The 26,928-nt window shown below is 36.7% G+C and carries 25 protein-coding genes, 5 tRNA genes and 1 riboswitch; of the genes, 1 reads left to right on the top strand and 29 read right to left on the bottom strand.

What is annotated here, in order from left to right; translation table 11 throughout:
• Window positions 1-129: 129 nt before the first annotated feature.
• Both SLH51_RS12535 and SLH51_RS12530 read right to left on the bottom strand, forming a co-directional pair.
• Complete coding sequence (locus SLH51_RS12535; RefSeq protein WP_335961610.1) at window positions 130-1,113, bottom strand: ABC transporter substrate-binding protein; 984 nt, start codon at window positions 1,111-1,113, stop codon at window positions 130-132.
• A gap of 641 nt (window positions 1,114-1,754) precedes the next feature.
• A complete protein-coding gene (locus tag SLH51_RS12530; RefSeq protein ID WP_335961609.1) occupies window positions 1,755-2,132 on the bottom strand; it encodes a type II secretion system F family protein in 378 nt (125 codons plus the stop codon).
• Between the two features lie 449 nt (window positions 2,133-2,581).
• On the opposite strand from SLH51_RS12530, the gene SLH51_RS12525 reads away from it, so the two are divergent.
• Entirely contained in the window at window positions 2,582-3,268 is a 687-nt protein-coding gene (locus tag SLH51_RS12525) for a DUF421 domain-containing protein (protein ID WP_335961607.1), read from the top strand.
• Window positions 3,269-3,379: 111 nt separating this feature from the next.
• Here SLH51_RS12525 and SLH51_RS12520 read toward each other — a convergent pair whose 3' ends face one another.
• The 27 genes from SLH51_RS12520 to rpsF form a co-directional block, all read right to left on the bottom strand.
• Window positions 3,380-3,649 carry a hypothetical protein gene (locus SLH51_RS12520; RefSeq protein WP_335961605.1) on the bottom strand — a complete coding sequence of 90 codons (270 nt, stop codon included), beginning with the start codon at window positions 3,647-3,649 and terminating at the stop codon, window positions 3,380-3,382.
• Window positions 3,650-3,768: 119 nt separating this feature from the next.
• The gene (mmuM, locus tag SLH51_RS12515; RefSeq protein WP_335961604.1) at window positions 3,769-4,704 is read right to left on the bottom strand and encodes a homocysteine S-methyltransferase; all 936 of its coding nucleotides are present in this window, start codon (window positions 4,702-4,704) and stop codon (window positions 3,769-3,771) included.
• Between the two features lie 46 nt (window positions 4,705-4,750).
• On the bottom strand, window positions 4,751-5,488 hold the full coding sequence (locus SLH51_RS12510; RefSeq protein ID WP_335961602.1) for an amino acid ABC transporter ATP-binding protein: 738 nt from the start codon (window positions 5,486-5,488) through the stop codon (window positions 4,751-4,753).
• Window positions 5,485-6,207, bottom strand: a complete 723-nt coding sequence (locus tag SLH51_RS12505) for an amino acid ABC transporter permease (protein ID WP_332692318.1) — start codon at window positions 6,205-6,207, stop codon at window positions 5,485-5,487. The genes SLH51_RS12510 and SLH51_RS12505 overlap by 4 nt, the downstream gene beginning before the upstream one ends.
• A gap of 21 nt (window positions 6,208-6,228) precedes the next feature.
• Window positions 6,229-7,044, bottom strand: a complete 816-nt coding sequence (locus SLH51_RS12500) for a transporter substrate-binding domain-containing protein (protein ID WP_335961599.1) — start codon at window positions 7,042-7,044, stop codon at window positions 6,229-6,231.
• Between the two features lie 366 nt (window positions 7,045-7,410).
• Window positions 7,411-7,514, bottom strand: a riboswitch (SAM riboswitch).
• A gap of 347 nt (window positions 7,515-7,861) precedes the next feature.
• A complete protein-coding gene (gene rlmH, locus SLH51_RS12495) occupies window positions 7,862-8,341 on the bottom strand; it encodes a 23S rRNA (pseudouridine(1915)-N(3))-methyltransferase RlmH (protein ID WP_335961597.1) in 480 nt (159 codons plus the stop codon).
• A gap of 63 nt (window positions 8,342-8,404) precedes the next feature.
• The gene (locus tag SLH51_RS12490; RefSeq protein ID WP_335961596.1) at window positions 8,405-8,569 is read right to left on the bottom strand and encodes a CxxH/CxxC protein; all 165 of its coding nucleotides are present in this window, start codon (window positions 8,567-8,569) and stop codon (window positions 8,405-8,407) included.
• 136 nt (window positions 8,570-8,705) lie between these two features.
• Window positions 8,706-9,926: a S1C family serine protease gene (locus SLH51_RS12485; protein ID WP_335961594.1), complete on the bottom strand. Its 1,221-nt coding sequence runs from the start codon at window positions 9,924-9,926 to the stop codon at window positions 8,706-8,708.
• Window positions 9,927-10,189: 263 nt separating this feature from the next.
• Complete coding sequence (locus SLH51_RS12480; protein WP_335961592.1) at window positions 10,190-10,987, bottom strand: MBL fold metallo-hydrolase; 798 nt, start codon at window positions 10,985-10,987, stop codon at window positions 10,190-10,192.
• 20 nt (window positions 10,988-11,007) lie between these two features.
• Window positions 11,008-11,781, bottom strand: coding sequence for a two-component system regulatory protein YycI (locus SLH51_RS12475; protein ID WP_335961591.1), 774 nt, complete (start codon window positions 11,779-11,781; stop codon window positions 11,008-11,010).
• Complete coding sequence (locus SLH51_RS12470) at window positions 11,768-13,117, bottom strand: YycH family regulatory protein (RefSeq protein ID WP_335961590.1); 1,350 nt, start codon at window positions 13,115-13,117, stop codon at window positions 11,768-11,770. The genes SLH51_RS12475 and SLH51_RS12470 overlap by 14 nt, the downstream gene beginning before the upstream one ends.
• Window positions 13,114-14,934, bottom strand: a complete 1,821-nt coding sequence (gene walK / locus SLH51_RS12465; RefSeq protein WP_335961589.1) for a cell wall metabolism sensor histidine kinase WalK — start codon at window positions 14,932-14,934, stop codon at window positions 13,114-13,116. Before walK ends, SLH51_RS12470 begins: the two co-directional genes overlap by 4 nt.
• Entirely contained in the window at window positions 14,935-15,645 is a 711-nt protein-coding gene (gene yycF / locus SLH51_RS12460; RefSeq protein ID WP_335961588.1) for a response regulator YycF, read from the bottom strand.
• A 145-nt stretch (window positions 15,646-15,790) separates the two neighbouring features.
• Window positions 15,791-17,245, bottom strand: coding sequence for a M23 family metallopeptidase (locus tag SLH51_RS12455; protein WP_335961587.1), 1,455 nt, complete (start codon window positions 17,243-17,245; stop codon window positions 15,791-15,793).
• A 299-nt stretch (window positions 17,246-17,544) separates the two neighbouring features.
• Window positions 17,545-17,617 (bottom strand) — tRNA-Thr (locus SLH51_RS12450).
• A gap of 14 nt (window positions 17,618-17,631) precedes the next feature.
• Window positions 17,632-17,707 (bottom strand) — tRNA-Phe (locus tag SLH51_RS12445).
• A 16-nt stretch (window positions 17,708-17,723) separates the two neighbouring features.
• Window positions 17,724-17,800: transfer RNA gene (locus SLH51_RS12440), tRNA-Asp, on the bottom strand.
• Between the two features lie 25 nt (window positions 17,801-17,825).
• Window positions 17,826-17,900, bottom strand: a tRNA-Glu gene (locus tag SLH51_RS12435).
• Window positions 17,901-17,913: 13 nt separating this feature from the next.
• A tRNA-Lys gene (locus SLH51_RS12430) sits at window positions 17,914-17,989 on the bottom strand.
• Window positions 17,990-18,244: 255 nt separating this feature from the next.
• Window positions 18,245-19,531: an adenylosuccinate synthase gene (locus SLH51_RS12425; RefSeq protein ID WP_335961586.1), complete on the bottom strand. Its 1,287-nt coding sequence runs from the start codon at window positions 19,529-19,531 to the stop codon at window positions 18,245-18,247.
• Between the two features lie 335 nt (window positions 19,532-19,866).
• Entirely contained in the window at window positions 19,867-21,231 is a 1,365-nt protein-coding gene (dnaB, locus tag SLH51_RS12420; RefSeq protein ID WP_335961585.1) for a replicative DNA helicase, read from the bottom strand.
• A 189-nt stretch (window positions 21,232-21,420) separates the two neighbouring features.
• Entirely contained in the window at window positions 21,421-21,864 is a 444-nt protein-coding gene (gene rplI, locus SLH51_RS12415) for a 50S ribosomal protein L9 (protein WP_335961583.1), read from the bottom strand.
• Window positions 21,864-23,831 carry a DHH family phosphoesterase gene (locus SLH51_RS12410; RefSeq protein ID WP_335961581.1) on the bottom strand — a complete coding sequence of 656 codons (1,968 nt, stop codon included), beginning with the start codon at window positions 23,829-23,831 and terminating at the stop codon, window positions 21,864-21,866. Before SLH51_RS12410 ends, rplI begins: the two co-directional genes overlap by 1 nt.
• A gap of 11 nt (window positions 23,832-23,842) precedes the next feature.
• A complete protein-coding gene (locus tag SLH51_RS12405; RefSeq protein WP_335961580.1) occupies window positions 23,843-24,775 on the bottom strand; it encodes a YybS family protein in 933 nt (310 codons plus the stop codon).
• Between the two features lie 253 nt (window positions 24,776-25,028).
• Window positions 25,029-25,262, bottom strand: coding sequence for a 30S ribosomal protein S18 (gene rpsR / locus SLH51_RS12400; RefSeq protein ID WP_332692365.1), 234 nt, complete (start codon window positions 25,260-25,262; stop codon window positions 25,029-25,031).
• Between the two features lie 66 nt (window positions 25,263-25,328).
• Window positions 25,329-25,829, bottom strand: a complete 501-nt coding sequence (ssb, locus tag SLH51_RS12395; protein ID WP_335961579.1) for a single-stranded DNA-binding protein — start codon at window positions 25,827-25,829, stop codon at window positions 25,329-25,331.
• Window positions 25,830-25,853: 24 nt separating this feature from the next.
• The gene (rpsF, locus tag SLH51_RS12390) at window positions 25,854-26,141 is read right to left on the bottom strand and encodes a 30S ribosomal protein S6 (protein WP_335961578.1); all 288 of its coding nucleotides are present in this window, start codon (window positions 26,139-26,141) and stop codon (window positions 25,854-25,856) included.
• Window positions 26,142-26,928 lie beyond the last annotated feature (787 nt).

Genomic DNA, 26,928 nt, shown 5'->3' with positions numbered 1-26,928 from the left:
ACTGTCATTGCCGCCACTCCCTATTACACGTTTATCTAACCTTCAAAAAGGCTTAATTAAGATCGAATATGGCGCTCTTTGTATGAGCACCATATCTTCTTTTATGAATCTACTGAACAAGTAAAAGATTTACCAACCTTCATAGGAGTCAACATTATCCTGAGTAATAAATTCAGTAGGAATTAAGACTTCCTCCGCTACTTCCTCGCCTTCAATGATTTTAAGCGCTAAAGCTACACCATCGATAACCATTGTATTAGGGAATTGAGCAGATGTTCCTGCGAAGCTACCACCAGCTTTTAATAAATCGACTGCACTTGGTGCACCATCAACAGATACGATAAAGAACTCATCTATACGTCCAGCTTGTTCTTGGGCAATTTGAACACCTACAGCTTCTTCATCATTTATAGTAAAGACTGCATCAATTTGTTGATTAGCAGTCAAGATACTTTCCATTACATCAAGGGCTTTTTCACGGCTACCTTCACCATTTTGGTTTGCAATCACTTTAATGTCTGAATATTCACTAATCACTTCATTGAAACCTTTAATTCTGTCTGTAACAGCGGAAACTGGAGGACCATCAATAATAACGATGTTACCTTTTCCATCAAGTTGTTCTACTAAATGTTCAGCTGCTAGTCTACCTGCCTGAACGTTATCAGACATAACAACCGTATTAATTCCACCTTCAGCAAATCCGTCAAGAGCTACGACAGGTATTCCCGCTGCTCTAGCTTGAGCTACTGCACCGGCAATACCAGCAGAATCAAAAGGGCTTAACAGAATCAAATCAACTTTTCTTGTGATAAAATCTTCAATCTGTGCAGTTTGTTTAGCAAGGTCATGCTCCGCACTTACAGTAATAACTTCTGCATCGTACTTAGAGGCAACTTCTTCAGCACCTTTTGACATTGCTACGAAGAATGGGTTACCTAATGTCGGAACCGTCAGTCCAATTTTAAGCTGTTCACCCTCAGTTCCTACTTCATCTGTGTTTTCATTATTAGGTTCACCGGAAGACTCGCTCCCTCCTCCACTACAAGCAGTCATCAAAGAAATTACTAGAAGTACAGCAACCATAGATAAAAACTTTAGACTCTTTTTCATTTTAATCCCCCTAATTTCGTTCATCAAGTAAGCGGTTACAAAATGTCAAAAAACGTTTAATACAGAAAAAATATGAAGTGTTACACATTACTAAACTATTAGCACCACCTCCTTTAGTACATAACCGTGGCCGTTTTCAATCGTTTTTTTTTCTTACGCAGACCAAACAGGATAGCGCTTTCAATAAATAAGCTAAAAGTAAACTTATCCTCTTCTTGATTGATTATGATTGTATATGATTGATTATGATTGTATTACACCATTGAAATACTGTCAACATCTAGTTTAAATGGGAATATTTATACTGATATTATATAAGGTTCACACTTTTATTGAATTCTGACCTTATAATGATTAGATTTTTGTAGTCTTATAGCCATATATTCATATTCTTTATACATTAATTAAAATATTTAATATATTATTTAAATAGTTTTCAGTGAAAATTCAATATTTTTTCGAAAAACTTTTTTATTTGAATCCACCACTAGTGTTGCATAAAAGAAGCTATTTAAAATCTGATCATTCTGGTAGATGAGCTAAAAAAAAACAACACCAAGTGAAAGGTGACACTGTCTATTTGGTAAAATTATAGAATTACACTTTAAAGACAACGACTATTTCTCTTTTACGGAATCCCGCTAAGAACAGTGTTGTTTCCCTTTTACTTTTGTCTGTCGACGCCCATAGTAGTCTATTTTCATTTTAGCTTCCATTTTCTTTTGAGCTGTTGCTAGTTTTATTTCTTGCTGTACATTAATTTTGTCCGTAATCATACTGGTTATATTTTCGATCACTTCTGTTAAATTTCCACCTTTGCTTTTTGTAATTAATGTGCCGTCAATAAATTGCTGAACTTCTTCGTAAGAGTTTCTCTCTTTAAACTTTTCTAGTGTATCCTCCACAGACACACCAAATTGAAAGTCACGATTTACTCGTTCAAGCTCCAATAGAATCGGCTTTAGTTTTTGTTTATCTAGCTGCTTTTTCATATCATGGAGACCGACTACTGTAATCACTAATCTAATCTCCTTCCTATTGGCTACAAATAATCTATAAGAAAATAATTGATTTTTTTAAGTAACCATAAAAAAAGACAAGCTCTTTTTGAACTTGTCCTCTCAACACAGTTTACCTAGAATATTTATAACTTGATTCTCTTAGTTTATCTATAGGTACTGTAAATTTTATTTTCCTGTTTACCATCACTTGTGGTACGGCTCAGCGAACATCCCCTAAGAACATGGTTAATTTCAAACATAAGGTATTCATATCTATATAATGTTTTTAAGATTTTATATTTATAGTGGAGACTTTGAAAATGATGTTATCTTTCAATTCATTCTATAAATAAATGAAAATCTCTTTTGAAAAATATCGTACTTTACGTTTAAAAACTTAAAAAACAGCCAAAACTAATAACTAAAAAAGAGTTCTATATTTAATTAGATACAGGAGAGGTTGTAATATGGAACTAAGCTTTATGGAAATATCCTTAAAAGTTATAATCGGATTTTTTTTACTCTTTCTTATTACTAAATTATTAGGGAAAACGACAATAAAACAATTGACTCCTTTCGACTTCGTTTCAGCTATTGTTTTATCCGAACTTTTAGGAAATGGTATATATGAAGAAAAGGTAAACATCATATATATTGTCTACACGGTATTTTTATGGGGAGTTTTAATGATTTTTATGGAAAAATTATTGCTCAAATATAAAGGAATCCGAGGTTTTCTGGAAGGAAAACCTTCTATTATTATTCGTGATGGTAAGATTGATAATTATCAATTAAAAAAGAATCGAATGAATATTAATCAATTATTAAGCTTACTAAGACAAAGTGAAATTTTTTCGATTCGTGAAGTTGCATATGCAATATTGGAATCAAATGGATCAATAAGTATCCTAAAGAAAAATAAATATCAAAAAGTTACAATGCAGGATTTACAATTACCTGACCAGCCTGTTTTTCTTAGTACAACATTAATTATTGATGGAGAAATTTTAGAAGATAACATGAAAGATTTAGGTTTCGATAAAAATTGGCTAAAAAATCAACTTGCTACAAGTGGTGTGAATAGTAGTAAAGAAGTTCTTTATGCGGATTGGTTAAACAACGATGGTATTTATATAATACCTTACAAATCTTAATACGATAACCAGTTTAGTTAATATTGCTAAGTATTAGGTGGACACTCTTTCTTAAATTTCAAAAGGATACCTGCTCTAAGCTACATTAATTGGCCGAGGATAGCAATGTTTCTAATCTGGTTTATTGAAGTAATATGAAGAAAAAGTTACTCTTTCTTCAACTGAATCCAAAATGACCTCCCACCCTTGCTCACTTACATATCCATTATTTAATGTTGGGTGTTGAAAGTACTCCAATCCAGTTACATAATCCCCTTCGTTCCCCCATGAATCTTCATCCCAATCCCAATCTTCAAAGTCAGTGTCAAAAACTTCTTGCATATTTTCCAAACATAAAAAGAAAGCTAATACGCATTTAATCGTACTAGCAAAAAAACTCATTTACTTATGATACGTTCTCCCGGACTTATCCTAAACGCCCAATAAACCTGTTAGATAAAGAGGGATCGGACCCTCCATATGGATGTCTGACCCCTCTTTAACCTATTATTATTACTACCTCATTTACGAGCCCATATAGTAATGGCTGTAATATCCTCAGGGTTTGTTCTACAACAACCTCCGATTATTTGGGCACCAGCTTCATACCAACGTTGTGTGTTAGAGGTAAAATGATTTGTTAAAGACTCATCACCCCATGTCTTACTTGTTGCATCATATTCTTCACCTGAATTAGGATAAACAATTATCGGTTTAGAAGTTCGACTTTTTATCTCTTTAATTAAAGACTCTATAAAGTGTGGTGATGAACAATTTATACCAATCGCAGCTACTTGCTCTTCTCCATCTAACCACTCCGCACAACTGGAAATTTTTTCTCCATCACTTATGTGGTAGTCATCCTTTGCACTAAAACTGAACCAAGCATAAACCCCTGAGAATTCCTTTAGTACCCTTGTAATTGCTTTAGCTTCTACAAGACAAGGAATTGTTTCACACGCTAAAATATCTGCCCCCGCTTCAACCAATACCCTTATCCTTTCTTTATGAAAGGTCACTAATTCATCTTCGTTTAAAGAATAATTACCACGATATTCAGAGCCATCTGCAAGAAAAGCGCCATATGGACCTACAGAGGCTGCAACTAACGGTTTCGGTCTGTTAGACTTATCATTTAACTCTGTCCAAAATTCGTCACGAGCCTCTGCTGCAATTTGAACAGACTTTTTGATCAATCCAATTGCCTCTTCCTCAGTCAACCCTCTTTCTTTATACCCTTCAATAGTCGCCTGGTAGCTAGCAGTAATAGCACAATCTGCACCTGCTTTAAAATAATCTAGATGAACCTTCTTTATTAATTCTGGATTTTCCATTAATATTTTTGCTGACCATAAACGATCTTTCAAATTACATTCATACTTCTCAAGCTCTGTAGCCATTGCTCCGTCAATAATTATGATAGGAAAGTTATTCAAAATTTGTTCTATTGGGTTCACTTCTTACTCTCCTTCCCATGTCTTAACTCATTTTAATATCTTTTAATTAGTTCCTAATTACTTTACTTAAAAATTTCTTCGTTCTTTCAACACTAGGATTATTAAAGATTTGTTCAGCAGTTCCCTCTTCAATAATAGTACCGTCTTCCATAAATATTACACGGTCAGAGATCTCACGTGCAAAATTAAGCTCATGTGTAACAATTAACATCGTATTTCCTTCATTTGCTACACCTTTTATAGTTGTCAAAACTTCATCAACTAACTCTGGATCAAGAGAGGAAGTCGGTTCGTCAAACAATAAAACTTCTGGATTGAGTGCAAGTGCCCGAGCAATACCAACCCTTTGTTGTTGCCCGCCCGATAGCTGTGCTGGATAGTGACTTAACCTATTATTTAAGCCAACTCTTTCAAGAATATCTATACTTATCTTTTTAGCTTCATCCTTATTCATTTGCTTAACACTTGTTAAACCAATTATCACATTTTGTAACACTGTTAAATTTTTAAATAAATTATATTGTTGAAAGACCATTCCTGTCGAAGTTCTTAAAGAAAAAATATCTGTCTTACTTGCTGATTCAACATTTACTCTTTTATCACTAACCTCAACGATTCCACTAGTAGGCTGCTCCAAGAAATTAATGCATCGTAAAAGTGTTGATTTACCTGAGCCACTTGGACCTAAAATAGAAACAACCTCTCCTCTATTAACGGTAAGGTTAATCCCCTTTAGCACATGCTGGCTATCATAGTACTTATGAATATTTTCCAACTTAATCATGAAGCAATCCCTCTTTCATATCTACGAGCTCGTCTCTCTATTTTAACTAGCAATCTCTCAACTATAATACAAAGAATCCAGTAGATAATAGATACAGCAATATACACCTCAAAGAATGCTAACCCACGAGAACCGAGAATTTTGGCTTGTCCCATAATATCTATAACACCAATAATAAAAACAAGAGAAGTGTCCTTAATCGAACTAATAAACACATTTCCAATGTTAGGTATTGCTACTGCCAAAGCCTGTGGGAAAATAATTTTAAGCATCATTTGTGTAGGGCTCATACCTATAGATTTAGCAGCTTCAAATTGCCCACGATCAACCGACTCAATAGCAGACCTAATTGTTTCAGACAAATAAGCACCCAAATTAATAGAAAATGCTAATAATGCATATACTTCAGGGGCTATTATATTAACATCTACGTATTGAAGCCACCCATATTCAGTCTGTAAATAGTAAATAATCTTAGGTATTCCGTAAAATACAAGATAAATTTGAACTAATAGAGGAGTTCCTCTGATAAAAGATATATATAAAGAAGAAATTACCCTTAATACTGGAACTCTATATATTTTTATAAGGGCTGTACCAATCCCAATAAATAAACCCAAAATTAATGAACCTACAGCTATCCCTACTGTAATAGGTAGCCGTGAGATAATAGCAGGAAAGCTTTCTATTAAATAATTAATATCTAGTAAATTCTCCATTTTATCTTTCCTTCTCCAAACTTATTCAGGGATATATTCTCCACCAGTCCATTTTTTTGACAGTTCAACTAACGTACCATCTTCCTTAAGTTGTTTCAGAATAGGATCAATTAGTGCCTTTAACTTCACGCCCTGCTCCTCATTCTTGAATACGATTCCCATGTTATCATTAACTAGAGACTGTCCCACAATTTCTACATCTAAATCATACTTTTCCAAAACTGTATTGATCATAATAGGATCATTTACATAGGCATCTATACGACCGTTTTGTACATCTTGCAAAATTTCCGAAGGGTTTCCACTTTCGCTATACTTTAAAACAATATTATTATCTACTTTTTTGTTATGTTCTTCTAGCAATAATGTATAAGAATCTCCTGCTAAAGCTCCAACATTCTTGCCTTCTAAATCCTCTAATGTTTGAATATCTTCTCTGCCTGCTTTCACAACAATAACCGTTTCTGCTGCAAAATAAGATTCATCAGTAAATAAGTACTTTTCCTCACGTTCCTGTGTTTTCGCTACTTGATCTGCTATTGCCTGAATTTTATTTGACTCTAGTGCAAGAAACATACTATCCCAAGGGGTGGCAACGAACTCGAATGTATAACCATCCAATCTTTTATCAATTTCTTTGACAACTTCTACATCATATCCTGTAAGTTCGTTGTTCTCATCTGCAAATGCAAAAGGAGGATAATCATTTTGTGTTCCTACTAGAATTACTTGATTGTCAGTTACACTAGTTGCTTCGTTTGACGAACAACCATTTAATATTCCAATTACACCTAATAGTAAAAACATGGATACAAGTAAGTAATATTTTCTTTTCATTTTTTAAAGCTCCTTTTTTTATATAAAGTAATAAATCAATTTAATGTTGAAAAAGCAATACTATATTTATATTTTTCCTAAATATATAGAAGCGAAGTCCCATGTTTTTTGAATAAAATATTATTTCAGGGATTACTAGATATTAAACCGCTTCTATTATCATTCTGGTTCTTAAATACCAATCCTCTCTTTTTTAACGCTGATTACAGTAATCTATCTATATAGATTCTAGTTTATTTAGATCAAAGTAAATTTCCCACCCCTACCAATCTGTGAAGATAGTTATCCTATACTTTACCTCTTCTCTCTTAATCCCCCTTTATATACAAAAAAGCCTCCTTCAATCGGAAAGAGGCTTTAATCTAACCCTTATCTCTCAGAATGAAACACTCTGCAGGAATTAGCACCTTTCATAAAATGATGGTTGCTGGACGTCATCGGGCCTGTCCCTTAGTCTCTCATGATAAGCTATTTAATTTTTGACATATAAAGATATTATTTTACATTAAGTCTAATGTCAAATACATTTTTCTACTATTCTAAATTTATACAAAATGTTTTATATACAAGTGGAACTTATATACAACATACAGCGTTTAAATTCACTTTCATAGGCTTTTTTAAAATAAGACAACATTTTGCAATGACTACTTCCTATCCCCCTTTTGCCAAAGTATTTACTATTAAATTTATATCATTAAATGAGACCTGTTTATTTTTTATCAAGTCTCATTTACCTCTTGTTAATAAAAGTCTCTTTACCTATTACTTTTTTAATATGAGTTCATATATCTCATCAAAGCAAAAAAAACCTCATTTACTTATGGTACGGTTCTCCCCGATTAATCCGAAATGCCCGATAAATCTGCTCCACTAACACGAGTTTCATTAACTGATGAGGAAACGTCATCTTCGAAAAAGAAAGACTCTCATTTGCACGTTTCATCACATCATCACTTAATCCTAATGATCCACCAATAACAAAAGCAATTTTGCTTTTTCCATATGTAGCAAGCTTATCGAGGTTGTCTGCTAATTGTTCTGATGTAAGCATCTTTCCTTCTATTGCTAGAGCAATCACATGCGTGTCAGGATGAAGTTTCGATAGAATTCGTTCGCCCTCTTTATCCTTAATTTGCTTCATTTCAGCAACACTAGCTTGCTCTGGAGCTTTTTCATCCACTACTTCAATTAATTCAATTTTTGCATAGGCGCCGAGTCGCTTTGTGTACTCAGTTATCCCCAACTTTAAATATTTCTCTTTTAATTTCCCTACTGTTATTACTTGGATATTCACAATGTGTATAACCTCCCAAAATGTTATCCACAGAACTTATCCACATATCAACATCATGAGCATCTACAATGTGTCCACACTGTAGATGGCTACGTTCTCACAAAAGCTACATGTTGTGGATAACACTTCTTTATTTTCACTTATTTTATCTACAATAGGTGCTAACTCTTGCTCATCTACCACCATATCTATTGCTACTTCAATATGTTCATTACAGGCATAATACATGATTTGACGTCCTTTCTTTGCAACTTTTCCATTATAGCATACCCAAAAATACACTGTGGATAAATAAAAAAACAAAGGCTGCTGAGCATTTTACCTCAGACAGCCTTCATCTTCCCCCTATGTTGCGGGATTCTTATTAAAAGCTTTGCTGTTCAGCTAGTTGCACTTTCAAGACTTCACGAGACCCATTTCTGTAAACCGTGACATCTATTTCATCACCAATTTTTGTTTCCGAGTACAGATATTTTCGTAAATCGTGTCCGTCATTAATTTCTTTATCATCAATATTGATGATCACATCATATTCTTGCAAGCCTGCTCGATCAGCTGGTGACGTTGGCGATATGCTCGTGATAACCACTCCACCTTTGATATCTTCAGGCAACTTTAATGTTTCCTGCCAATAAGCACTTGGAATTTCACTTAGCGAACGGATTCCTACACCCAATTGTGGACGGCGTACCTCACCAATGCTTTCTAAGTCCTCAATAACTGGAATCGCAATTTCAGTCGGAATGGCAAATCCAATCCCCTCAACAGAGCTTTGTGCAATCTTCATTGAGTTAATCCCAATTACTTGACCATCAATATTAACTAGCGCTCCTCCACTATTCCCAGGGTTAATCGCTGCATCTGTTTGAAGAACTTCTGCATGCCAATCCACTTGACCATTTCCCGTTAAGTCAACAGGAATGCTTCGTTCCGTTGCACTAATAATTCCTTGTGTCACCGTACTAGAAAAGCGTAAGCCTAATGGGTTTCCGATTGCAAGTGCTGGCTCACCCACTCGTAATGAGCTAGAGCTACCGAATTCTGCAATCGTCTCAACATTTTCTCCATCAATCTCAAGCACAGCTAAGTCTGTAATAATATCGCTACCTAATAACTTAGCCGGTACTCTTGTACCATCTGCTAGACTCACTTCTACTTCATTTGCACGTTCAATGACATGATGATTTGTCACAACATATGCTTTATCTCCGCTTTTTTTGTAAATTACACCTGAACCTGTTCCTTCATTTGCTTCTTCTGCAAAGAAACTCGATTGCTGCATGTTTATCACACCTACAACCGCATCAGACACGCGGTCAACAGCCTGTGTAACATTTGAATTCACATCTAAATTGACCGTTTGACTAAGCCCTTCTTGAGGCTCTGAATTAAATACAGCTGAAGATTCAGGTTCACTATTGATCTCGTATGGTAAAAGGCCGTAATGAGAGAGCGCAGGTATTGTAAATATTACGACAAGCCCTCCGAAAACCGCACCAATAAATGCTGCCAAACCTGTTGATGTACGTTTAGAACCTCTACGTCTACTTCCTTGCTCTGTTACATGTTCATCATAATAGCCCATACAATTGACACCACCCTTTTTCCTATATAAAAAGAAGTACTTTAATCCTTATTATAATAAGAAATAATCTAAATACCAGTGACCTGCTTATTTTTCTTATATTTTTGATACTTATTCTATAATTGCCAACAAAATTGACGCATAATCTCTAAATTGTCATAAAGAGGTTGTCTCAAAAGGGCGCTTTTTGCCTTTTAAAACAACCTCCCTACTTTTGTTTCTAGCTTCTCGTGGCTTTGAAACCGCCCCTTTTTGCCTAACCTCTATGAGACTACTGCTAACCCAGTCGGTGTGTTTGGGTCGGTATCATATAGTTGAAATTGCTCGCCAACGGCCATTCCTTGCTCTTTTAGCACTTGTTCAACGGAAAGTCTCGCTAAGTCTTTCATGTTATTATCAAGGCTTAAATGAGCCAAATAAATGCGACTCGTATTATCGCCAATCACTTCTGATAGAGCGAGTGCCGCATCTTCATTAGAGACATGGCCAACATCACTTAAAATTCGCCGTTTTACGCTCCATGGGTAGCGCCCCATCCGCAACATATTCATATCATGGTTTGATTCAAAAATAAACATGTCCGCTTTTTCAATTGTCCCTTTGATTCGTTCGCTCACATAACCCATATCTGTTGCTAACACGAGTTTCTTTCCCTCGTGGTGAAACGTAAAAAACATCGGTTCAGCTGCATCATGTGAAACGCCAAACGACTCAACATCTATATTACCAAATGTCTTCACTTCACCTGTTGCAAAAGTGAATTTCTGTTCAATAGCTAAATTCCCAAGCTGACTATCCATTGCCTTCCATGTCAATTCATTCGCATAAATAGGAAGTTTATGCTTTCTAGCAAAAATCCCGACACCTTTTATATGGTCAGAATGTTCATGGCTTACTAAAATTCCATTTAACTCTTTTGGATCACGATTAATCTGTTCAAAGAGTTCGTCCATTTTCTTTCCACTTAACCCTGCATCTATAAGTAAACGCTGCTGTTCTGTCTCAACATAAACAGCATTGCCTGTACTTCCACTTGCTAGTACACTAAAGCGTAATGTCATATCATTTTCATCTCCTCTACCTAAGTGAGCTGCTGTACCGTCCCGCCAATTGCATGAACAAGGTACATTTCTCCATCTACAGTCACACGCCACATTGGTGCAAATACTTGAACATCTCCAGTTGGGCTGAAAAAGCTATAATAACCAAATTGAACATCGGTAATTGTCTGATTCATTCTAACTAATTGGTCATTTAAGAGAACTTCAATCGCCTTTAAACTCGAGTACATTTCTCGCTCTTCGCCATCTTGTACCTCAAACTGAAAGTATTTCTGTTGATACCCAACAATCTGTAATTCTTCATCAAGGTGAAGAATTAGTGGCTGATCATCAAACGTATAAGCGGTTTTCCCTTCATACGTTTGATATAAAAATACTTGATTTTTCTCACGGTCATATCCACCTACACGATAATCATCTCCTTGAAAAACATAGGCAGATAAAAATGTCCCCACTTCAGTCGAGAAAGCTTCACGTGACAATGCAATCGGTTCTTCAAGAACAGAGAGAATGGTATTTTCATCTACCATATCAATCTTCTGTTCGCTTGCATTTGGAATCTCTTCATCTTCTAAAACAACATTTTTACCAACAACGAGCAAGCCGGGTGAATCCGTTTCTGGCAAATCTGTATCGATTGTCACATTGTTTTCTTTTAAAACTTCTTGTATGTTTGCTACTGTAATCATACTAATTTGATTAACGTTATGCGTCTCAATCAACTGCCACGTTAAAAAGACGTTCAAAAGCAAGAAGGTAATAATGAATATTGTCTTAGTTCTACTCCAATCCATTCGTCCCTCCCTCTTCCTCTTCAAACGTTACTTTTTGCCACCTATTCCCATAAGAAATAAACCAATGCGGTTCCATGGTCACAAACGAGGAATTCCTCATAATCATTTCATAACCTACGGCCACTTTAGAAAGTCTTTCTTTATTAAAGAACTCTTGTTTGTTTAATTCTTTAATAACATCTTCACCAGACGGCAATTGGATGCTTTGACTTGCATCAATCGGATAACTATCTAACTCAAATAACGGTCGCGTATAATTAACAATTTGTGTACCTGAACGACTTAGGAGTAAAGCCATATCCCCTTGACCATCAAATTGAATAACCGGCAGGCCATTTACATGAAGCAAATACGTTGCCTCATCACGAATGTCTGATGACTCCCAATTGAGTAAACGATACTCATCCGTCCATCCACCATGCCCATTCACATATTCATAGCTTGTTTGAACAATATGCTTGCTACTACGTTCTTGAGGCTCTATAAAAACAGGATTAATATAATCCATAAATAGTCCATTGTTTTGCATCATGATGATTCGATTTCCATCTGTATAGGAATCTTCTCCATCACTTTGTTGATAATACTTAACCGAACTAGGATCAGTAAACAATGACTGCTTGTAAAATTCGGGTGAAAGCGGCGTTATCGCATAAGAAAGTCTTTTAACAGTAACAGGTTCTGTTGGAATATATACCGATTCAACAAGTCGGTTATGATATGAAGACTGTTCTTTCACGGTTGTTACGCTCTTAAACTCATCAAACTTTTCTAGATAAGTTTCTTCAAATTCCTTAACTGACAAAGTCGTTCCTACTTCAATGACACGTTCTTCTTCACTTGAAAGAATTTGCATATGCACTTGTTCACTAGCGTCAATGTATAAAAACAATCGATCTACTTCAGAAAAGGGAAGAGAAAATTCTTCTTTTTTTATTTCAAATAATTCAAGAAAGACATCTCCAGGAACTGGAGCTGGAAAGATGATTTCTATTCCACCACGATCATCATGTTTTGGAAAAGGGCCAGTTGCGAGCAAATTGACTTCATTGATATTTGTACCGACTAGCTTTTCGTAAAGCTGTTTAAATCGACCATCATTACCGGGAATCATCGTATATTCATGCTGCTTGTGAACAACGATTTGTTCCGGGACGACCACATCGGTAATCACACGTTCTTCCCGCTCTTCATTAAGAGAGTCAGGAATATATCTAGATGTATTATCATCAAGAAGGGCAATTTCAGGTTGAAACGTGTAGAGCTGCCAAGTTAATACAATACTTAAACTAATTAAGCCAATAAGTAATGTAGATTTGATATGCTCGTAAGTCATTCCTCTCCCTCCTTGATTTCTAAAAATGGTAATGTAATAAAAATAGTCGTTCCTTTGCCGTACTCACTCCGAGCCCAAATTTCACCTTGATGAGCATGAATCAATTCTTTGGCAATCGCAAGTCCAAGACCTGTCCCACCAACGCTTCTTGCTCTTGCCTTATCAACCCGATAAAAGCGATCAAAAATCTTCGACTGACTTTCTCTTGGAATCCCCATTCCTTGGTCAGAAATACTAATTTGTAATTGGTGTCCCTGCTCTAGCAATGCGACCGTAATATTGCCACCCTCTGGTGAATATTTCATTGCATTTGAAATGACATTATCGATAACTTGTGTCATTTTATCAGGTGCCATTTTCACGTACATTGGCTTTTTAGAGATCTTTCTAACAAATTGAATCTCTTTATCCTCAGCAATCATCTCAAATCGATCAACAATTCTATGCAAGAATAACGTAACATCGACAGACTGAAACGATAATTGATAATCATGACTATCAATCTTAGATAATTGCAATAAATCATTAACGAGACGGATCATTCTCTCGGTTTCGTTTTGTGTCACACTTAAGAAACGTGGTCCGAGCTCTTTATCTTTCATAGCACCATCTTCAAGCGCTTCTAAATAACTTTTCATTGTCGTTAATGGTGTTCGCAATTCATGCGAAACATTTGCAACAAACTCACGACGTTCATGATCAATTTTTTCTTTTTCAGTTACATCATGTAAGACTGTGATTAATCCATTAATTGGTCCATCATTTTCTTGAATAATGGAGAAATTGGCTTCTAACAGATACTCTTCTTCTTTGCTACTGAAATCAAGTAGTATTGATTCTGATTGCTCATACAGATCATATAAAGCAAACGTATTAGATAAGCGAAGTACATCTGGCAATTGTTTACCTAAAACAGCATGACTCGATACATCGAGTAATTCCTCTGCCCTTTTATTTAACAAAATAATTCTTCCATTCTGGTCGGTTGCAATAACTCCATCTGTCATATGAGTTAAAACAGATTTCAGGCGCTTTTGTTCACGGACACGAGTTAAGGTAGCGTCTTGTAGTTTCATTGTTAAGTCATTAAATGATGTCGCTAATTGTCCAATTTCATCTGCACTATAAACGGTTACCTGCCTTGAAAAGTCACCGCGTCCCATACGCATCGCTTGTTTGCGCATATCCATAATTGGTGCTGTAATCGTTCTTGCCACTAAAATAACCAAAACAACTGAAATAATAAGAGCAATAAATGTGCCACTTAATAAAATACTATTAATTTGCCGTATTTGATCATAAATATCTTCCATTGATGCTTCAATATAAAGAGCACCAATTGGTCCATCATCAGACTTAATTGGAACTGCCAAAACACGAATGCGATGACCGGTTTCAGGATCACGTAAAACATCTTCATCTTTATTCCCTAACAATGCTCGTTTTACTCGTACCTCGGTACTCTGTTGGCCAACAATATGTCGATTTGATAAATTAGAAGTACTTAATACAACGCGATTTTGATCAATCACTTGTACTTCGGAATGATCAATTGAAAAGATATCACGAAGTAACGCATTGATATTTGCTGTTAACGCACTCCGATCATCTTTATTCGTATTCATTTCCTGGGCAAGGTTATAAGAAAGTAAATTCGCTCGTTCCTCAAGCATTTCAAAGTAATTGGTTACAAGTTGCTGTTCTACTTGTCGCGTAAAATAAACACCAATAATTTGAATAGCAATGAAAATGATCAATACATAAATGATAATTAATTTGAATTGAATCGACTTAAAAAAGCCTACTTTTCGATCCATCTAGGACTGCCCCTGCTGTTCTGGTGATGACAAGTAATACCCTACACCTCGTCTAGTAATGATCCAAATTGGATAACTAGGGTTGTCCTCTACTTTTTCCCGCAGTCTCCGTACCGTCACATCAACCGTTCTAACATCTCCAAAGTAATCGTATCCCCAAACAGCTTGTAATAAGTGCTCTCTTGTCATAACCTGCTCTAAATGCTTTGCTAGATAATGAATCAGTTCAAACTCACGATGAGTTAAATCAATCGCTTCCCCGCGTCGCTTCACTTGATAAGCTTCCGGATAGATGATTAAATCACCGACGACAATTTCCTTTTGCGAACTCGCTTCTTCCCCACTTGTTTTATGCCTACGCAAATTCGCTTTCACTCTTGCTAATAGTTCTCTTGTACTAAACGGCTTTGTTACATAATCATCTGCTCCAAGTTCTAGTCCAAGAACTTTATCGATCTCTGAGTCCTTTGCCGTTAACATAATAATCGGAATATCGTATTGCTTCCTAACTTCTCGACATACTTCCATTCCATCTTTATGTGGAAGCATGATATCAAGTAAAATTAAGTCCGGTTCTTCCTTTTTCACTAGTTCAATTGCTTCAAGGCCATCATACGCACATATGACCTCAAAGCCATCCTTTTCAAGGTTAAACTTTAATATATCAGCTATCGGTCTTTCATCATCCACAACTAAAATACGCTTGTCCATAGTGCAGATCTCTCCCGTTCTTCTATATAGTCTTATCTCACATTCTAACACATGAGGGCACTTCACGTTGATAGTTACGATTGGTAATTGTAGATAAAAAGTAGCCCTCTGCTTTTCCTATTGGAAAAGCAGAGGGCATATTTATTTATTTCAAGTAGTCCATAGGGTTTTTCAGTTGTCCGTTTTCATACACTTCAAAATGAAGATGAATTCCTGTTGAGTGACCGGTTTGACCCATCACACCAATCTTTTGTCCTTTTGCTACCGTTTGCCCTACTTTTACATCAATCGAGTCCAAGTGAGCATAAAGTGTTTCCATCCCATTGTTATGATTAATACGCACTAGATTTCCGTAGCCACCTTGGCTTCCTGCAAATGATATAGTACCATTATCTGCAGCTAAAATATTATAATTATTTGGTCTAGCAATATCAATTCCTCTGTGGAACCTTCCCCAGCGATTTCCTTGATAACTAGATATATAGCCTCCAACAGCTGGCCAACCAAGCGAACCAGACCCACGTGATGGCATTTCCTTTGTTCCTTTAACAATTATTTTCTTTACAGGCTCTTTTGTCACTTCTTCTAAAAGTACTTTACGTTGAATGACATTGCCATCTTGTTCAGTAATCTCATACTCAAGCAATTGTATGCCCGTCTGACCTTGTTGTGTAACTTTTTGATCACCTTTCCACATCGAGTCATCTTCTTTTACTTCCGTTTGATATGGAATTTCTTCTTCCACTTTCTCAACCTTTGTTGTTAGAACTTTTACTAAAGGCTCATAAACCGTTACTTGAATCTCTTGACCCACACGAATGACACTATCCACATCTAACTCTTTATTTAACTCCAATAACTTAGCGGTTGTTAAATCATGATTATTAGCAATTGAGCTTAGTACATCCCCTTCTTTAACGATGTATGGTTGCTCTTTCAAAACACCTTTATTTATTTTTAAAACTGCATCTTCAACAGACAGAACCTCTTCAGGCAAAACAACCGATTCTTCCTCTATCACCTCTTCTGTAAGTGATAGATTTGTAATCTTTTCCTCTCCTACTTTTAGCGTAAGATCTTCATCTTCTTCAACCATCATTTGAAAATGTTCATATGCTTCTTTATCAACGTATTGAGTAACCAATTTTTCAATTGCTTTTTCTGCTTCCTCAATGGTTGCTACATAAACAGCCGGCTGATCATCAATGACTAAAGCAATCGCCTCTGCCTGAACAATCATTTTATCTTCTAAAGAAGAGAGTACATCTTCATCTTCTTTTTCCTCATTAAATACCATTTCAGGAATAACCTTTATATTTTCATCAATTTGTAGAGATAGATCTGGATATTCCTTTTCATACTCTTTAAGTGTTTCTTCAATATAGCTAAGTACAGGCTCATCATCTTGCAATGTACCAATGTGTTTGTCTCCAACATAAATATGATAAATCGTATATACATTCGATTTACCATCTGCTTTAGCCACAGTTGAAACTGCTACTAAACTTATAACGAAAAATAATAATGTAAAACATGTTTGAATCATTCTTTTTGCGGGTAAACGACTATATGACTGTAAATTTCCCTTAGTTAAAACCATTTGTTCCTCCTACAAATTTGAAGCAAATTACTATGAACACTTCATGCATTAGCAATAGCTAATAAATCGCTTCTATTTGAACTACCTCTATTAATCTTACAATTCGTTTGAATATGACAAAGTTCGTCAACCTTCATTATTCTAGCATATTCTCTTTTTAATCAGGGAAATAAATATATTTTGTAATACTCTTGTCATATAAGTGGATATTTTAGGGAATTTTGATGAAAGGTGGAGGGAAATATAAAAAAGCAAAAAATAAAATCCGCATGGAAATTAAATTCCACACGGATTTAAAGTGCCGGCCAGAGGACTTGAACCCCCAACCTACTGATTACAAGTCAGTTGCTCTACCAATTGAGCTAGGCCGGCAAAAAAAGAAAAGATGGTGGCTCAGGACGGAATCGAACCGCCGACACATGGATTTTCAGTCCATTGCTCTACCGACTGAGCTACTGAGCCAACTTTTAAATTTAAATGGCGGTCCGGACGGGACTCGAACCCGCGACCTCCTGCGTGACAGGCAGGCATTCTAACCAACTGAACTACCGGACCAATCTATGTAAATAAAGAAATAAAATGGTGACCCGTACGGGATTCGAACCCGTGTTACCGCCGTGAAAGGGCGGTGTCTTAACCGCTTGACCAACGGGCCACTTAATAAAAAGTGGTGAGCCATGAAGGACTCGAACCTTCGACCCTCTGATTAAAAGTCAGATGCTCTACCAACTGAGCTAATGGCTCTTGCTTTAATTTCTAGAAAGTTAACTTACGCTGTTTCCAACGATGAATCTCTCCGTTAACTTACTTTTTTGTTTGACCGCTTGTCTTACCTCTTAGCGACAAGATTTATAATATCATAGTGAACTAGCAAAAGCAAGTATTTATCAAAAAAACTTTCGAATGAAATTTCCCTAACTGAAGGCTTCTTACAGCATAGCGAAAATTAGCGAAGGATGCAAGACATTATCGATCTTGCATCCTTCATTTTTACTTAATTTATGCAAATACACCACGAACGAGATTTGTTTGATTGCGGTCAGGTCCAACTGAAAAGATTGTTAACGGAATACCTGATAGTTGAGATACGCGTTCAATGTAATGGCGCGCATTCACAGGAAGCTCATCTAATGTTTTTACGCCTGTAATGTCTTCTTCCCAACCAGGAAGCTCTTCATAAACTGGCTCACAATCAGCAAGTACTTTTAAGCTTGCCGGGAACTCTTCCATGATTTCTCCACGGTATTTATAGGCTGTACAAATCTTTAATGTTTTAATCCCTGTTAAAACATCAATTGAGTTCAATGATAAATCTGTGATTCCACTTACACGACGTGCATGCCGAACAACGACACTATCAAACCAACCTACACGACGGGGACGACCAGTAGTTGTTCCGTACTCATTTCCTACTTCACGAATTGTATTTCCAATTTCATCGTGTAACTCAGTTGGGAACGGTCCATCACCAACACGTGTTGTGTATGCCTTAGACACACCTACCACATGATTAATCTTTGATGGTCCTACGCCCGAACCAATCGTTACCCCACCTGCAATTGGGTTAGACGATGTAACAAATGGGTATGTACCTTGATCAATATCAAGCATAACCCCTTGAGCACCTTCAAATAGCACGCGACGTCCATCATCTAATGCATCGTTTAACACAACAGATGTGTCACAAACGTACTGTGCAATTTGTTGTCCATACTCAAAGTACTCTTCAAGGATTTCTTCTTTTGTGAATCCATCGACTTCATAATACTTTTCAAACATACGATTCTTTTCTTCTAAGTTACGTACTAATTTTTCCTCAAATACTTCTTTATCAAGTAAATCAGCGATTCGAATACCAATACGAGCAGCTTTGTCCATATAAGCTGGACCGATTCCCTTTTTTGTTGTTCCAATTTTATTCGCACCTTTGCGCTCTTCTTCAACAATATCTAATTTCAAATGATACGGAAGAATAACATGAGCACGGTTACTAATACGTAAATTGCTTGTATCAACATCACGTTCATGTAAATAAGCTAACTCTTCTACAATTGCCTTTGGATCAATAACCATTCCGTTACCAATCACACAGCTTTTATCTTTATAGAAAATACCTGATGGAATTAAATGAAGTTTGTATTTCTTCCCACCGAAAACAATTGTGTGTCCTGCATTGTTACCACCTTGATAACGAGCAACAACTTCAGCTTTCTCTGAAAGATAATCTGTAATCTTTCCTTTACCTTCATCGCCCCATTGTGTACCCACAACAACAACTGATGACATGTGATGCACCTCCACTTTAACTACTGTATCTAGGTTAATTATTTTAACTATTTCCAAATCCACTGATAAGTATACCAACTAGCTATAATCACGTCAATGTGAAACACGAACGTTATAAAACTGTTTTTTGACATTTGTTCGCTTTAACGTAACACTTATTGGATGAAACACAAGCAATGTTACCTTATGGAACTCCTACTTTATTTCCCTATAAACATAAATAAAAATAAGTGCAAACCCACTACGATTCAACACTTTTTGCACATTTCTTTCATATTGTTCAAAAAGGTAAAAGTCGACTATTCAACTTGACTTTAGGTTGGAACGGCTTCAATCTATGCTCCAGGCGGCATATCACGTTCATCATGACGTCGTTCTAAGTTAACAAACTTATTGTATTCTTTTACAAACGCAAGCTCTACCGTACCCACTGGACCGTTACGTTGCTTGGCAATAATAATTTCAATAATGTTTTGATTTTCGGTTTCTTTGTCATAATAATCATCACGGTACAAAAAGGCAACGATATCAGCATCTTGCTCAATACTTCCTGATTCACGAATATCAGACATCATTGGACGTTTATCTTGACGGGACTCAACTCCACGAGAAAGCTGAGATAACGCAATAACAGGAACTTCTAATTCACGAGCAATTTGTTTTAACGTTCGTGAAATCTCTGATACTTCCTGTTGACGGTTCTCACCGCTTTTTCCGTTTCCTTGGATTAGTTGCAAGTAGTCAATCATAATCATTCCAAGACCATGTTCCTGCTTTAACCTACGGCATTTCGCACGAATATCATTTACTTTTACACCAGGTGTATCATCGATATAAATTCCAGCTTTAGCAAGACTCCCCATAGCCATCGTTAGCTTTTGCCAGTCTTCTGAAGTAAGAGCCCCTGTTCTCATCCGCTGGGCATCAATGTTTCCCTCTGCACAAAGCATCCGTTGAACAAGCTGACTTGCTCCCATTTCCAAACTAAAGATTGCCACATTTTCTCCTGCTCTTGTTGCTACATTTTGCGAAATATTTAAGGCAAAGGCCGTTTTACCCACTGATGGACGGGCTGCTACGATAATCAAGTCATTTCGTTGGAAACCAGCAGTCATTCGATCGAGTTCCACGAAACCAGTAGGAATACCAGTAATTTCACCGGTTTGATTTTGTAATTCTTCAATTTTGTCATAGGTTTCAATCAAGACATCTTTAATTGAAATAAACGCACTCGTATTTTTCCGCTGAGAAACATCGAGTATTGTTTTTTCTGCTTCAACAAGAATCGTATCAACTTCTTCTTCACTTGCATAACCATCAGCAGCAATATTCGTTGCTACTTTAATTAACCTACGCAAGACAGACTTTTCTTCAACAATCCTGCTATAGTAATCAACATTCGCGGCTGTTGGAACTGCATTAGCAAGATCACTTAAATAGGCGACGCCACCAATCTCTTCAAGCCATTTGCGATTTTGAAGTTCAGATGTCACTGTGACAAGATCCACCGGTTCACCTTTCTCAGCCAAATCAAGCATTATTTCATATATTCGCTGATGAGAAGCACGGTAAAAATCATCCGGTAACAAGCGTTCTGAAGCGGTGACAAGTGCTTCATCAGCTAAGAAAATAGCACCTAAGACTGCTTGCTCGGCTTCAATATTCTGAGGTGGTGTACGGTCTGCAAACAAGTCACTCATGCTCTCTCTCCTCTCAAAGAATCAATCTATTTCTACTACAAGTAATCACATTTATCAATTGCAATTATGTTTCCCCAATTGTACTTTCCATAAATAACATCAAAAGTTGTTCGTTCTAAACACTAGTAATTGCTTAACGAAAGAAAAACAAAATGGCTGATTCGTTAATCAACCATTTGTTCTTAAAAGTTATTCTTCTACGACATGCACTTTCACTGTTGCAATAACTTCTGGATGAATCTTAATCGGTACATTCGTGTAGCCTAACGCTCGAATTGGATCATCTAGTAAAATTTTACGCTTGTCTACTTTTTTCTTCATCTTCTTTAACGTCTCAGCAATTTGTTTTGTTGAGATTGCTCCAAAAAGACGGCCACCTTCGCCAGATTTCGCTTTAATTTCAACTGTTAAAGCTTCTAACTCTTCCTTGTAAGCTTTCGCTTGGTCAAGCTCCTCGTCAGCTTTCTTTTGTTGACTCTTTTGCTTCGCTTCTAAATTGGCTAAATTTCCTTTAGTAGCTTCAACGGCAAGATTATTAGGTAATAAGTAGTTTCTTGCATATCCTTCAGAAACATTTTTCGTTTCTCCTTTTTTCCCTTTTCCTTTTACATCTGCTAAAAAAATGACTTTCATTATGATTTTCCCCCTTCTAAATAATCATCTATCGCATCTTTAAGCTGCTCCTTCGCTTCCTCTATACTTACTTCTTCAAGCTGAGTTGCAGCATTAGACAGGTGGCCTCCACCATTTAATCGTTCCATAATTAATTGAACATTTATCTCACCAAGAGAACGCGCACTAATGCTTACAATGCCATCCTTTCGTTTTGATATGACGAATGAAGCTACGATATCTTTCATCGTTAAAAGTGTATCTGCAGCTTGAGCGATAATAATTTGACTACATGTTTCATCCTCTTTCGCAGTTGCAATCGCAACACCATATCGATAATAATCAGCACTCTCGATTAGCTTAGCACGCTTAATATAATGGTCCAAGTCTTCTTTTAAGAGCTTTTGTACAAGCGTTGTGTCCGCTCCATTTGATCGTAAAAAAGAGGCTGCATCAAATGTCCGAGCTCCAGTTCTAACAGCAAAGCTCTTCGTATCAACAATAATCCCTGCTAATAGAGCTGTTGCTTCTAAACGATCCATTTTTAATGTTTTAGGTTGATACTCAAGAAGTTCTGTCACCAACTCAGCTGTAGAGGATGCATACGGCTCCATATATACAAGAACAGGGTCATGGATAAAATCTTCCCCACGGCGATGATGATCAAGAACGACAATTCGTTCTACTTGTTCTAATAGCTTTGGTTCTATCACAAATGAAGGCTTGTGAGTATCAACAATAATTAATAATGTTTCAGGCGTTACTTCTTCTAACGCTTCAACTGGTGTAATAAATTTCGACCATAAATCATCGTGATTCTCTACTTCTTCCATTAGCTTTTGAACATCATGGTTAATGTCATGTTGGTCTAGGATAATTGCAGCTTCTTTATCGTTGACCTCTGCTATTTTTTGAACACCAATAGCTGCACCAATCGCATCCATATCAGGATTTTTATGTCCCATGATAAATACCTTTTCACTCTCAAGTACAAAATCCCGTAGTGCATGCGAAATGACACGTGCTCTTACTCTTGTCCGTTTTTCAAGTGCATTCGATTTGCCACCATAAAACGTAACTTTTCCATTCTTTTTCTTAATGGCTACTTGGTCTCCACCTCGTCCAAGTGCTAGATCAAGACTTGATTGGGCTAGAACGCCTAACTCTCTTAATGAATCTTCCCCTGTACCAACACCAACACTTAACGTAATCGGTACCTTTTCTTTTCCTGTTAATTCTCTAATTTCATCGAGAATATCGAACCGACTTTTCTCAATGGCTTGAAGTGCCTTTACATTCATAACTGCAATAAATCGATCGGAAGCTGTTCTTCGTAAGAAAATTTGATTTTCGTTTGCCCAATTGTTTAAAGCTAAGGTGACTTGGCTCATTAATCGACTGCGTACTTGATCTTCCATTCCTTGAGTGACTTCATCATAATTATCTAGAAAAATGAGTGCAACAACTGTCTGAGCCTCTTCATATAATACTTTTGTTTCTTCATTTTCCGTGACATCTAATAAGTATATTAACCGTTCATTCTGTTCAATAGAGACATGAAAAAACAATTCGCCAATTTGAATCGTATCATCGTCTTCGTCATCCTCTAGCAAAGTAATAAGACCTTTACTAATATCTTTGATGTCTTTACCCATCACTTCTGATGAAATGACCGACATGACATATGGATTTGCCCATTCGATTTTCTTTTCATCATTGTACAAGATAATCCCAATAGGCATTTTCGTTATGGCTTCTTCTCCCGCTTTGGTCACTCTATAAGATAAAGTTAAAATATACTCTTCTAGGTCGCGCTCGAAATAGATTCTAGCTTGAATCGAATAGAATGCAAGCACTCCTAATGTAAAGAAGCCTATCAAACCAATTTGCCATTGATACCAAGTTACGATACCAACCAAAAGTAGAGCAACAACAAATAGGGTGATAACGTGGTAGCCGTGCCACCGTTTCATTAAGAACTTTGGCATAATGTCAGCTCCTATTTTTTCTCGGAAATACGTTTACGTAAATCAAAGCCTAAATCAATAATTCCAATGATTCTTACTAAGTATAGTAGTGGTGCAATAATAACTACTACAATAACAATAAGGATCGGAACAGCTTTAGAGATCTTCTTTTGATAACAATAATAGAAGATAACTGCTAACCCTTGAACAGCAATAATTATCTCAAGCAAAGGAAATAAATTCCATATAACAACAAATAATGTTGATCCTTCTTCCGCTCCAACCATAGCAAGTATTAAAATGATTAAATAATACCAAAGAAATGATTTAGGGAATTTCCAATTTCTAAAAGGTGGCAATGGACTCACTTGATGTCCAAGTCTTCTTAATAAATAATAGCTGATTAACTTCGTAATAACAGCTAAAGTTATGCCTACTCCTACGATCATAACTGGAGCTAAATAAACAATATTATTAACCATTTCATACATGGCATCAAGTTGATCACCACTTTGGCCAAATGACCCTAATGTTGATTGAGCCAGTTCAAGTTGTTCTTTCGTTAAATCAGCTGCTAGTTGCATAGGGTTTTCACCAAGAATTAAAACGAAGCCTAAAAAGACAAGAAGCATATTTACGGTATACACTAACCCTGCACCAATTAGAACTGAAAAACCAGATAGTTTACGTCTGTACAATTCACCCATTACTAACCCTGCACTTCCAAACATAAAGGCCGTTGGAATCGTTAGTAAACCTCCGATTATAAAAGCTAATAAAAACGAAACAGCCCAAAGCATAAAGCCAGGCTTCAAGCCTCTCCTAAACGTAAATACAATGAACGGCAGAGGCAAAGTCCATACTGTAATCATACCAATAAAAGGTACATATGTTGTAATTAATAATAATATGGCAAAAACAGAGGCGAGCAAAGCACCTTCTGTTAATGTTCTCGTTTCCTTCACAAATACACCTCATTTTTCAAGCTAAGTCCCTAATAGGTTCTTTTTAATATCCTTGGTCTATTTTAGCGTACTTCCTCGTAAAATTAAAGCTCAGGCTTGGACAGAGTATAATTTATCTACTCATATCCAAAAGTCCCCTATAGGACTTTCAATTTGATAAGATCAGGCCAGTGGGTTTGCCCAATGCTATCTACTGTACATACGCAAAAAGCACGGTAGAGTTACACTCTACCATGCTTTTAATCCGAACATATTAGTTAACATCGTTAACATATGGCAATAAAGCGATTTGACGAGCACGCTTAATTGCAACAGTAAGACGACGTTGGTACTTCGCAGATGTTCCAGTTACACGGCGAGGAAGAATTTTTCCACGCTCAGAAATGAAACGCTTAAGAAGATCAGTGTCTTTATAATCGATTTTTGTAATTTTGTTTACAGTGAAGAAACAAACTTTACGACGCTTCGGACGACCACGACGAGCCATTAGACAGCACTCCTTTCATATTATTATTTATGAAACATTTTTTTATTCGTTTAGTAAGAGAGGATGTTAGAACGGCAAATCGTCATCCGATATATCAATCGGCTTCCCATCATTAGCAAATGGATCATCATTAAATCCACCAGATGAGCGGTTTTGATTATTGTTCTGTTGCCTTCCAGAATCGTTTCCAGTAGGTCCAGGACTACCAAAATAGTCATTTCCCTGACCTTGGTTCGTGTTACCACCACCACGCGGTTCAAGGAATTGAACACTTTCTGCTACAACCTCTGTTACAAAAACACGGCGGCCTTCGTTGTTGTCGTAGCTACGTGTTTGAATGCGGCCATCTACACCTGCCAAACTACCCTTTTTCAAGTAGTTAGCTACATTTTCCGCAGGCTTTTGCCAAACGACACAGTTAATGAAATCTGCCTCGCGCTCGCCTTGCTTATTAGAAAAAGTTCGGTTTACTGCAAGTGTAAAATTCGCTACCGCAACTCCGTTTGGTGTATAACGTAATTCTGGATCACGCGTTAAGCGTCCTACTAGTACAACACGGTTCAGCATCCGTACCCCTCCTACTTAAATCAATTATTCTTCGTCTTTTGTAATAAGAACACGAATAACATTATCGTTGATCTTAATAAGACGGTTAAATTCTGCAATCGCTTCTGAGTTAGCTTGTACATTTAACAATACGTAGAAACCTTCACGAAAATCGTTGATTTCATATGCTAAACGACGCTTACCCATCTCATTAACCTTTTCGATTTCAGCACCATTTGTAGTTAAAACGTTATTAAAACGTTCAACCACTTCTTTAGTAGCTGCCTCTTCTAGGTTTGGAGCGATGATGTACATAATTTCGTACTTACGCATTCCGGTCCACCTCCTTTTGGTCTTAGCGGCTCACATTGGAGCAAGGAGCAATACTCATTACATGAGTCTATTTACTCGCATTATCAGATTATAACAGATTGACCAATTAGCTGCAAGTAATTTTCAAAAGGAAATTGTAAAGTGTTTTTCACTAGGGAAATATAAAGGGTCATTAGGAGAACTTGAGGCTATGCATCTGTTACGAATGATTCATGAGGTTACATTTTTACTGAGGATAATGGAGTATATCCATCTTGCATGGGTAATTAATTAGTTGAATATTTTGTTTGATAACTCTTTCTAATTTGTACTTTACTAGATTGTTCTTCGATACGCAATATAAAAGTTAGATAATTCAGAAAAAATAAGTGAGATTATTAGACATACCGTACAAACAGTCTTGAAACAATAAAGCCAAGTATAAAATCCGATTCGATTTCATACTTAGCTTTTTACGTTGTTAGCCCTCTTGGGGGGTATTCAAGGGGGGGCATGGGCTCCGCTCGACGTGCGCCTTCCTGCGAAGGTCACTCAAAAGGCTCAAAACATTACGTCGGCTCTGCTCCATGCTTCGAGATTTTTCAAAAAGGGAAAGTCACCCTTCTCGCTTACTCGTGGAGGCAATGGCTTCTCTCGCCGTGCGCCTTTTGAGAAGTTCGTTCAAAAGGCTTAAAACATTACGGCGGCTCCGCTCATTGCTTCGAGCTATCTCAAAAAGGGAAAGTCACCCTTCTCGCTTACTCGTGGAGGCAATGGCTTCTCTCGCCGTGCGCCTTTTGAGAAGTTC

The sequence above is a fragment of the Halalkalibacter kiskunsagensis genome, from assembly GCF_037027555.1.
Lineage (GTDB): Bacteria > Bacillota > Bacilli > Bacillales > Bacillaceae_D > Halalkalibacter > Halalkalibacter kiskunsagensis.
Note: the sequence above shows the minus strand (reverse complement) of the source record. Positions and strands in the feature narration are given on the sequence as shown.

Excerpts from the sequence above, each read along its gene's own strand:
- SLH51_RS12535 (WP_335961610.1), bottom strand. The coding sequence starts at position 1,113 with ATGAAAAAGAGTCTAAAGTTTTTATCTATGGTTGCTGTACTTCTAGTA.
- SLH51_RS12525 (WP_335961607.1), top strand. The coding sequence starts at position 2,582 with ATGGAACTAAGCTTTATGGAAATATCCTTAAAAGTTATAATCGGATTT.
- SLH51_RS12520 (WP_335961605.1), bottom strand. The coding sequence starts at position 3,649 with ATGAGTTTTTTTGCTAGTACGATTAAATGCGTATTAGCTTTCTTTTTA.
- SLH51_RS12510 (WP_335961602.1), bottom strand. The coding sequence starts at position 5,488 with ATGATTAAGTTGGAAAATATTCATAAGTACTATGATAGCCAGCATGTG.
- SLH51_RS12505 (WP_332692318.1), bottom strand. The coding sequence starts at position 6,207 with ATGGAGAATTTACTAGATATTAATTATTTAATAGAAAGCTTTCCTGCT.
- SLH51_RS12500 (WP_335961599.1), bottom strand. The coding sequence starts at position 7,044 with ATGAAAAGAAAATATTACTTACTTGTATCCATGTTTTTACTATTAGGT.
- SLH51_RS12490 (WP_335961596.1), bottom strand. The coding sequence starts at position 8,569 with ATGTATTATGCCTGTAATGAACATATTGAAGTAGCAATAGATATGGTG.
- SLH51_RS12485 (WP_335961594.1), bottom strand. The coding sequence starts at position 9,926 with ATGGGCTATTATGATGAACATGTAACAGAGCAAGGAAGTAGACGTAGA.
- SLH51_RS12480 (WP_335961592.1), bottom strand. The coding sequence starts at position 10,987 with ATGACATTACGCTTTAGTGTACTAGCAAGTGGAAGTACAGGCAATGCT.
- SLH51_RS12475 (WP_335961591.1), bottom strand. The coding sequence starts at position 11,781 with ATGGATTGGAGTAGAACTAAGACAATATTCATTATTACCTTCTTGCTT.
- SLH51_RS12470 (WP_335961590.1), bottom strand. The coding sequence starts at position 13,117 with ATGACTTACGAGCATATCAAATCTACATTACTTATTGGCTTAATTAGT.
- walK (WP_335961589.1), bottom strand. The coding sequence starts at position 14,934 with ATGGATCGAAAAGTAGGCTTTTTTAAGTCGATTCAATTCAAATTAATT.
- yycF (WP_335961588.1), bottom strand. The coding sequence starts at position 15,645 with ATGGACAAGCGTATTTTAGTTGTGGATGATGAAAGACCGATAGCTGAT.
- SLH51_RS12455 (WP_335961587.1), bottom strand. The coding sequence starts at position 17,245 with ATGGTTTTAACTAAGGGAAATTTACAGTCATATAGTCGTTTACCCGCA.
- SLH51_RS12425 (WP_335961586.1), bottom strand. The coding sequence starts at position 19,531 with ATGTCATCAGTTGTTGTTGTGGGTACACAATGGGGCGATGAAGGTAAA.
- dnaB (WP_335961585.1), bottom strand. The coding sequence starts at position 21,231 with ATGAGTGACTTGTTTGCAGACCGTACACCACCTCAGAATATTGAAGCC.
- rplI (WP_335961583.1), bottom strand. The coding sequence starts at position 21,864 with ATGAAAGTCATTTTTTTAGCAGATGTAAAAGGAAAAGGGAAAAAAGGA.
- SLH51_RS12410 (WP_335961581.1), bottom strand. The coding sequence starts at position 23,831 with ATGCCAAAGTTCTTAATGAAACGGTGGCACGGCTACCACGTTATCACC.
- rpsR (WP_332692365.1), bottom strand. The coding sequence starts at position 25,262 with ATGGCTCGTCGTGGTCGTCCGAAGCGTCGTAAAGTTTGTTTCTTCACT.
- ssb (WP_335961579.1), bottom strand. The coding sequence starts at position 25,829 with ATGCTGAACCGTGTTGTACTAGTAGGACGCTTAACGCGTGATCCAGAA.
- rpsF (WP_335961578.1), bottom strand. The coding sequence starts at position 26,141 with ATGCGTAAGTACGAAATTATGTACATCATCGCTCCAAACCTAGAAGAG.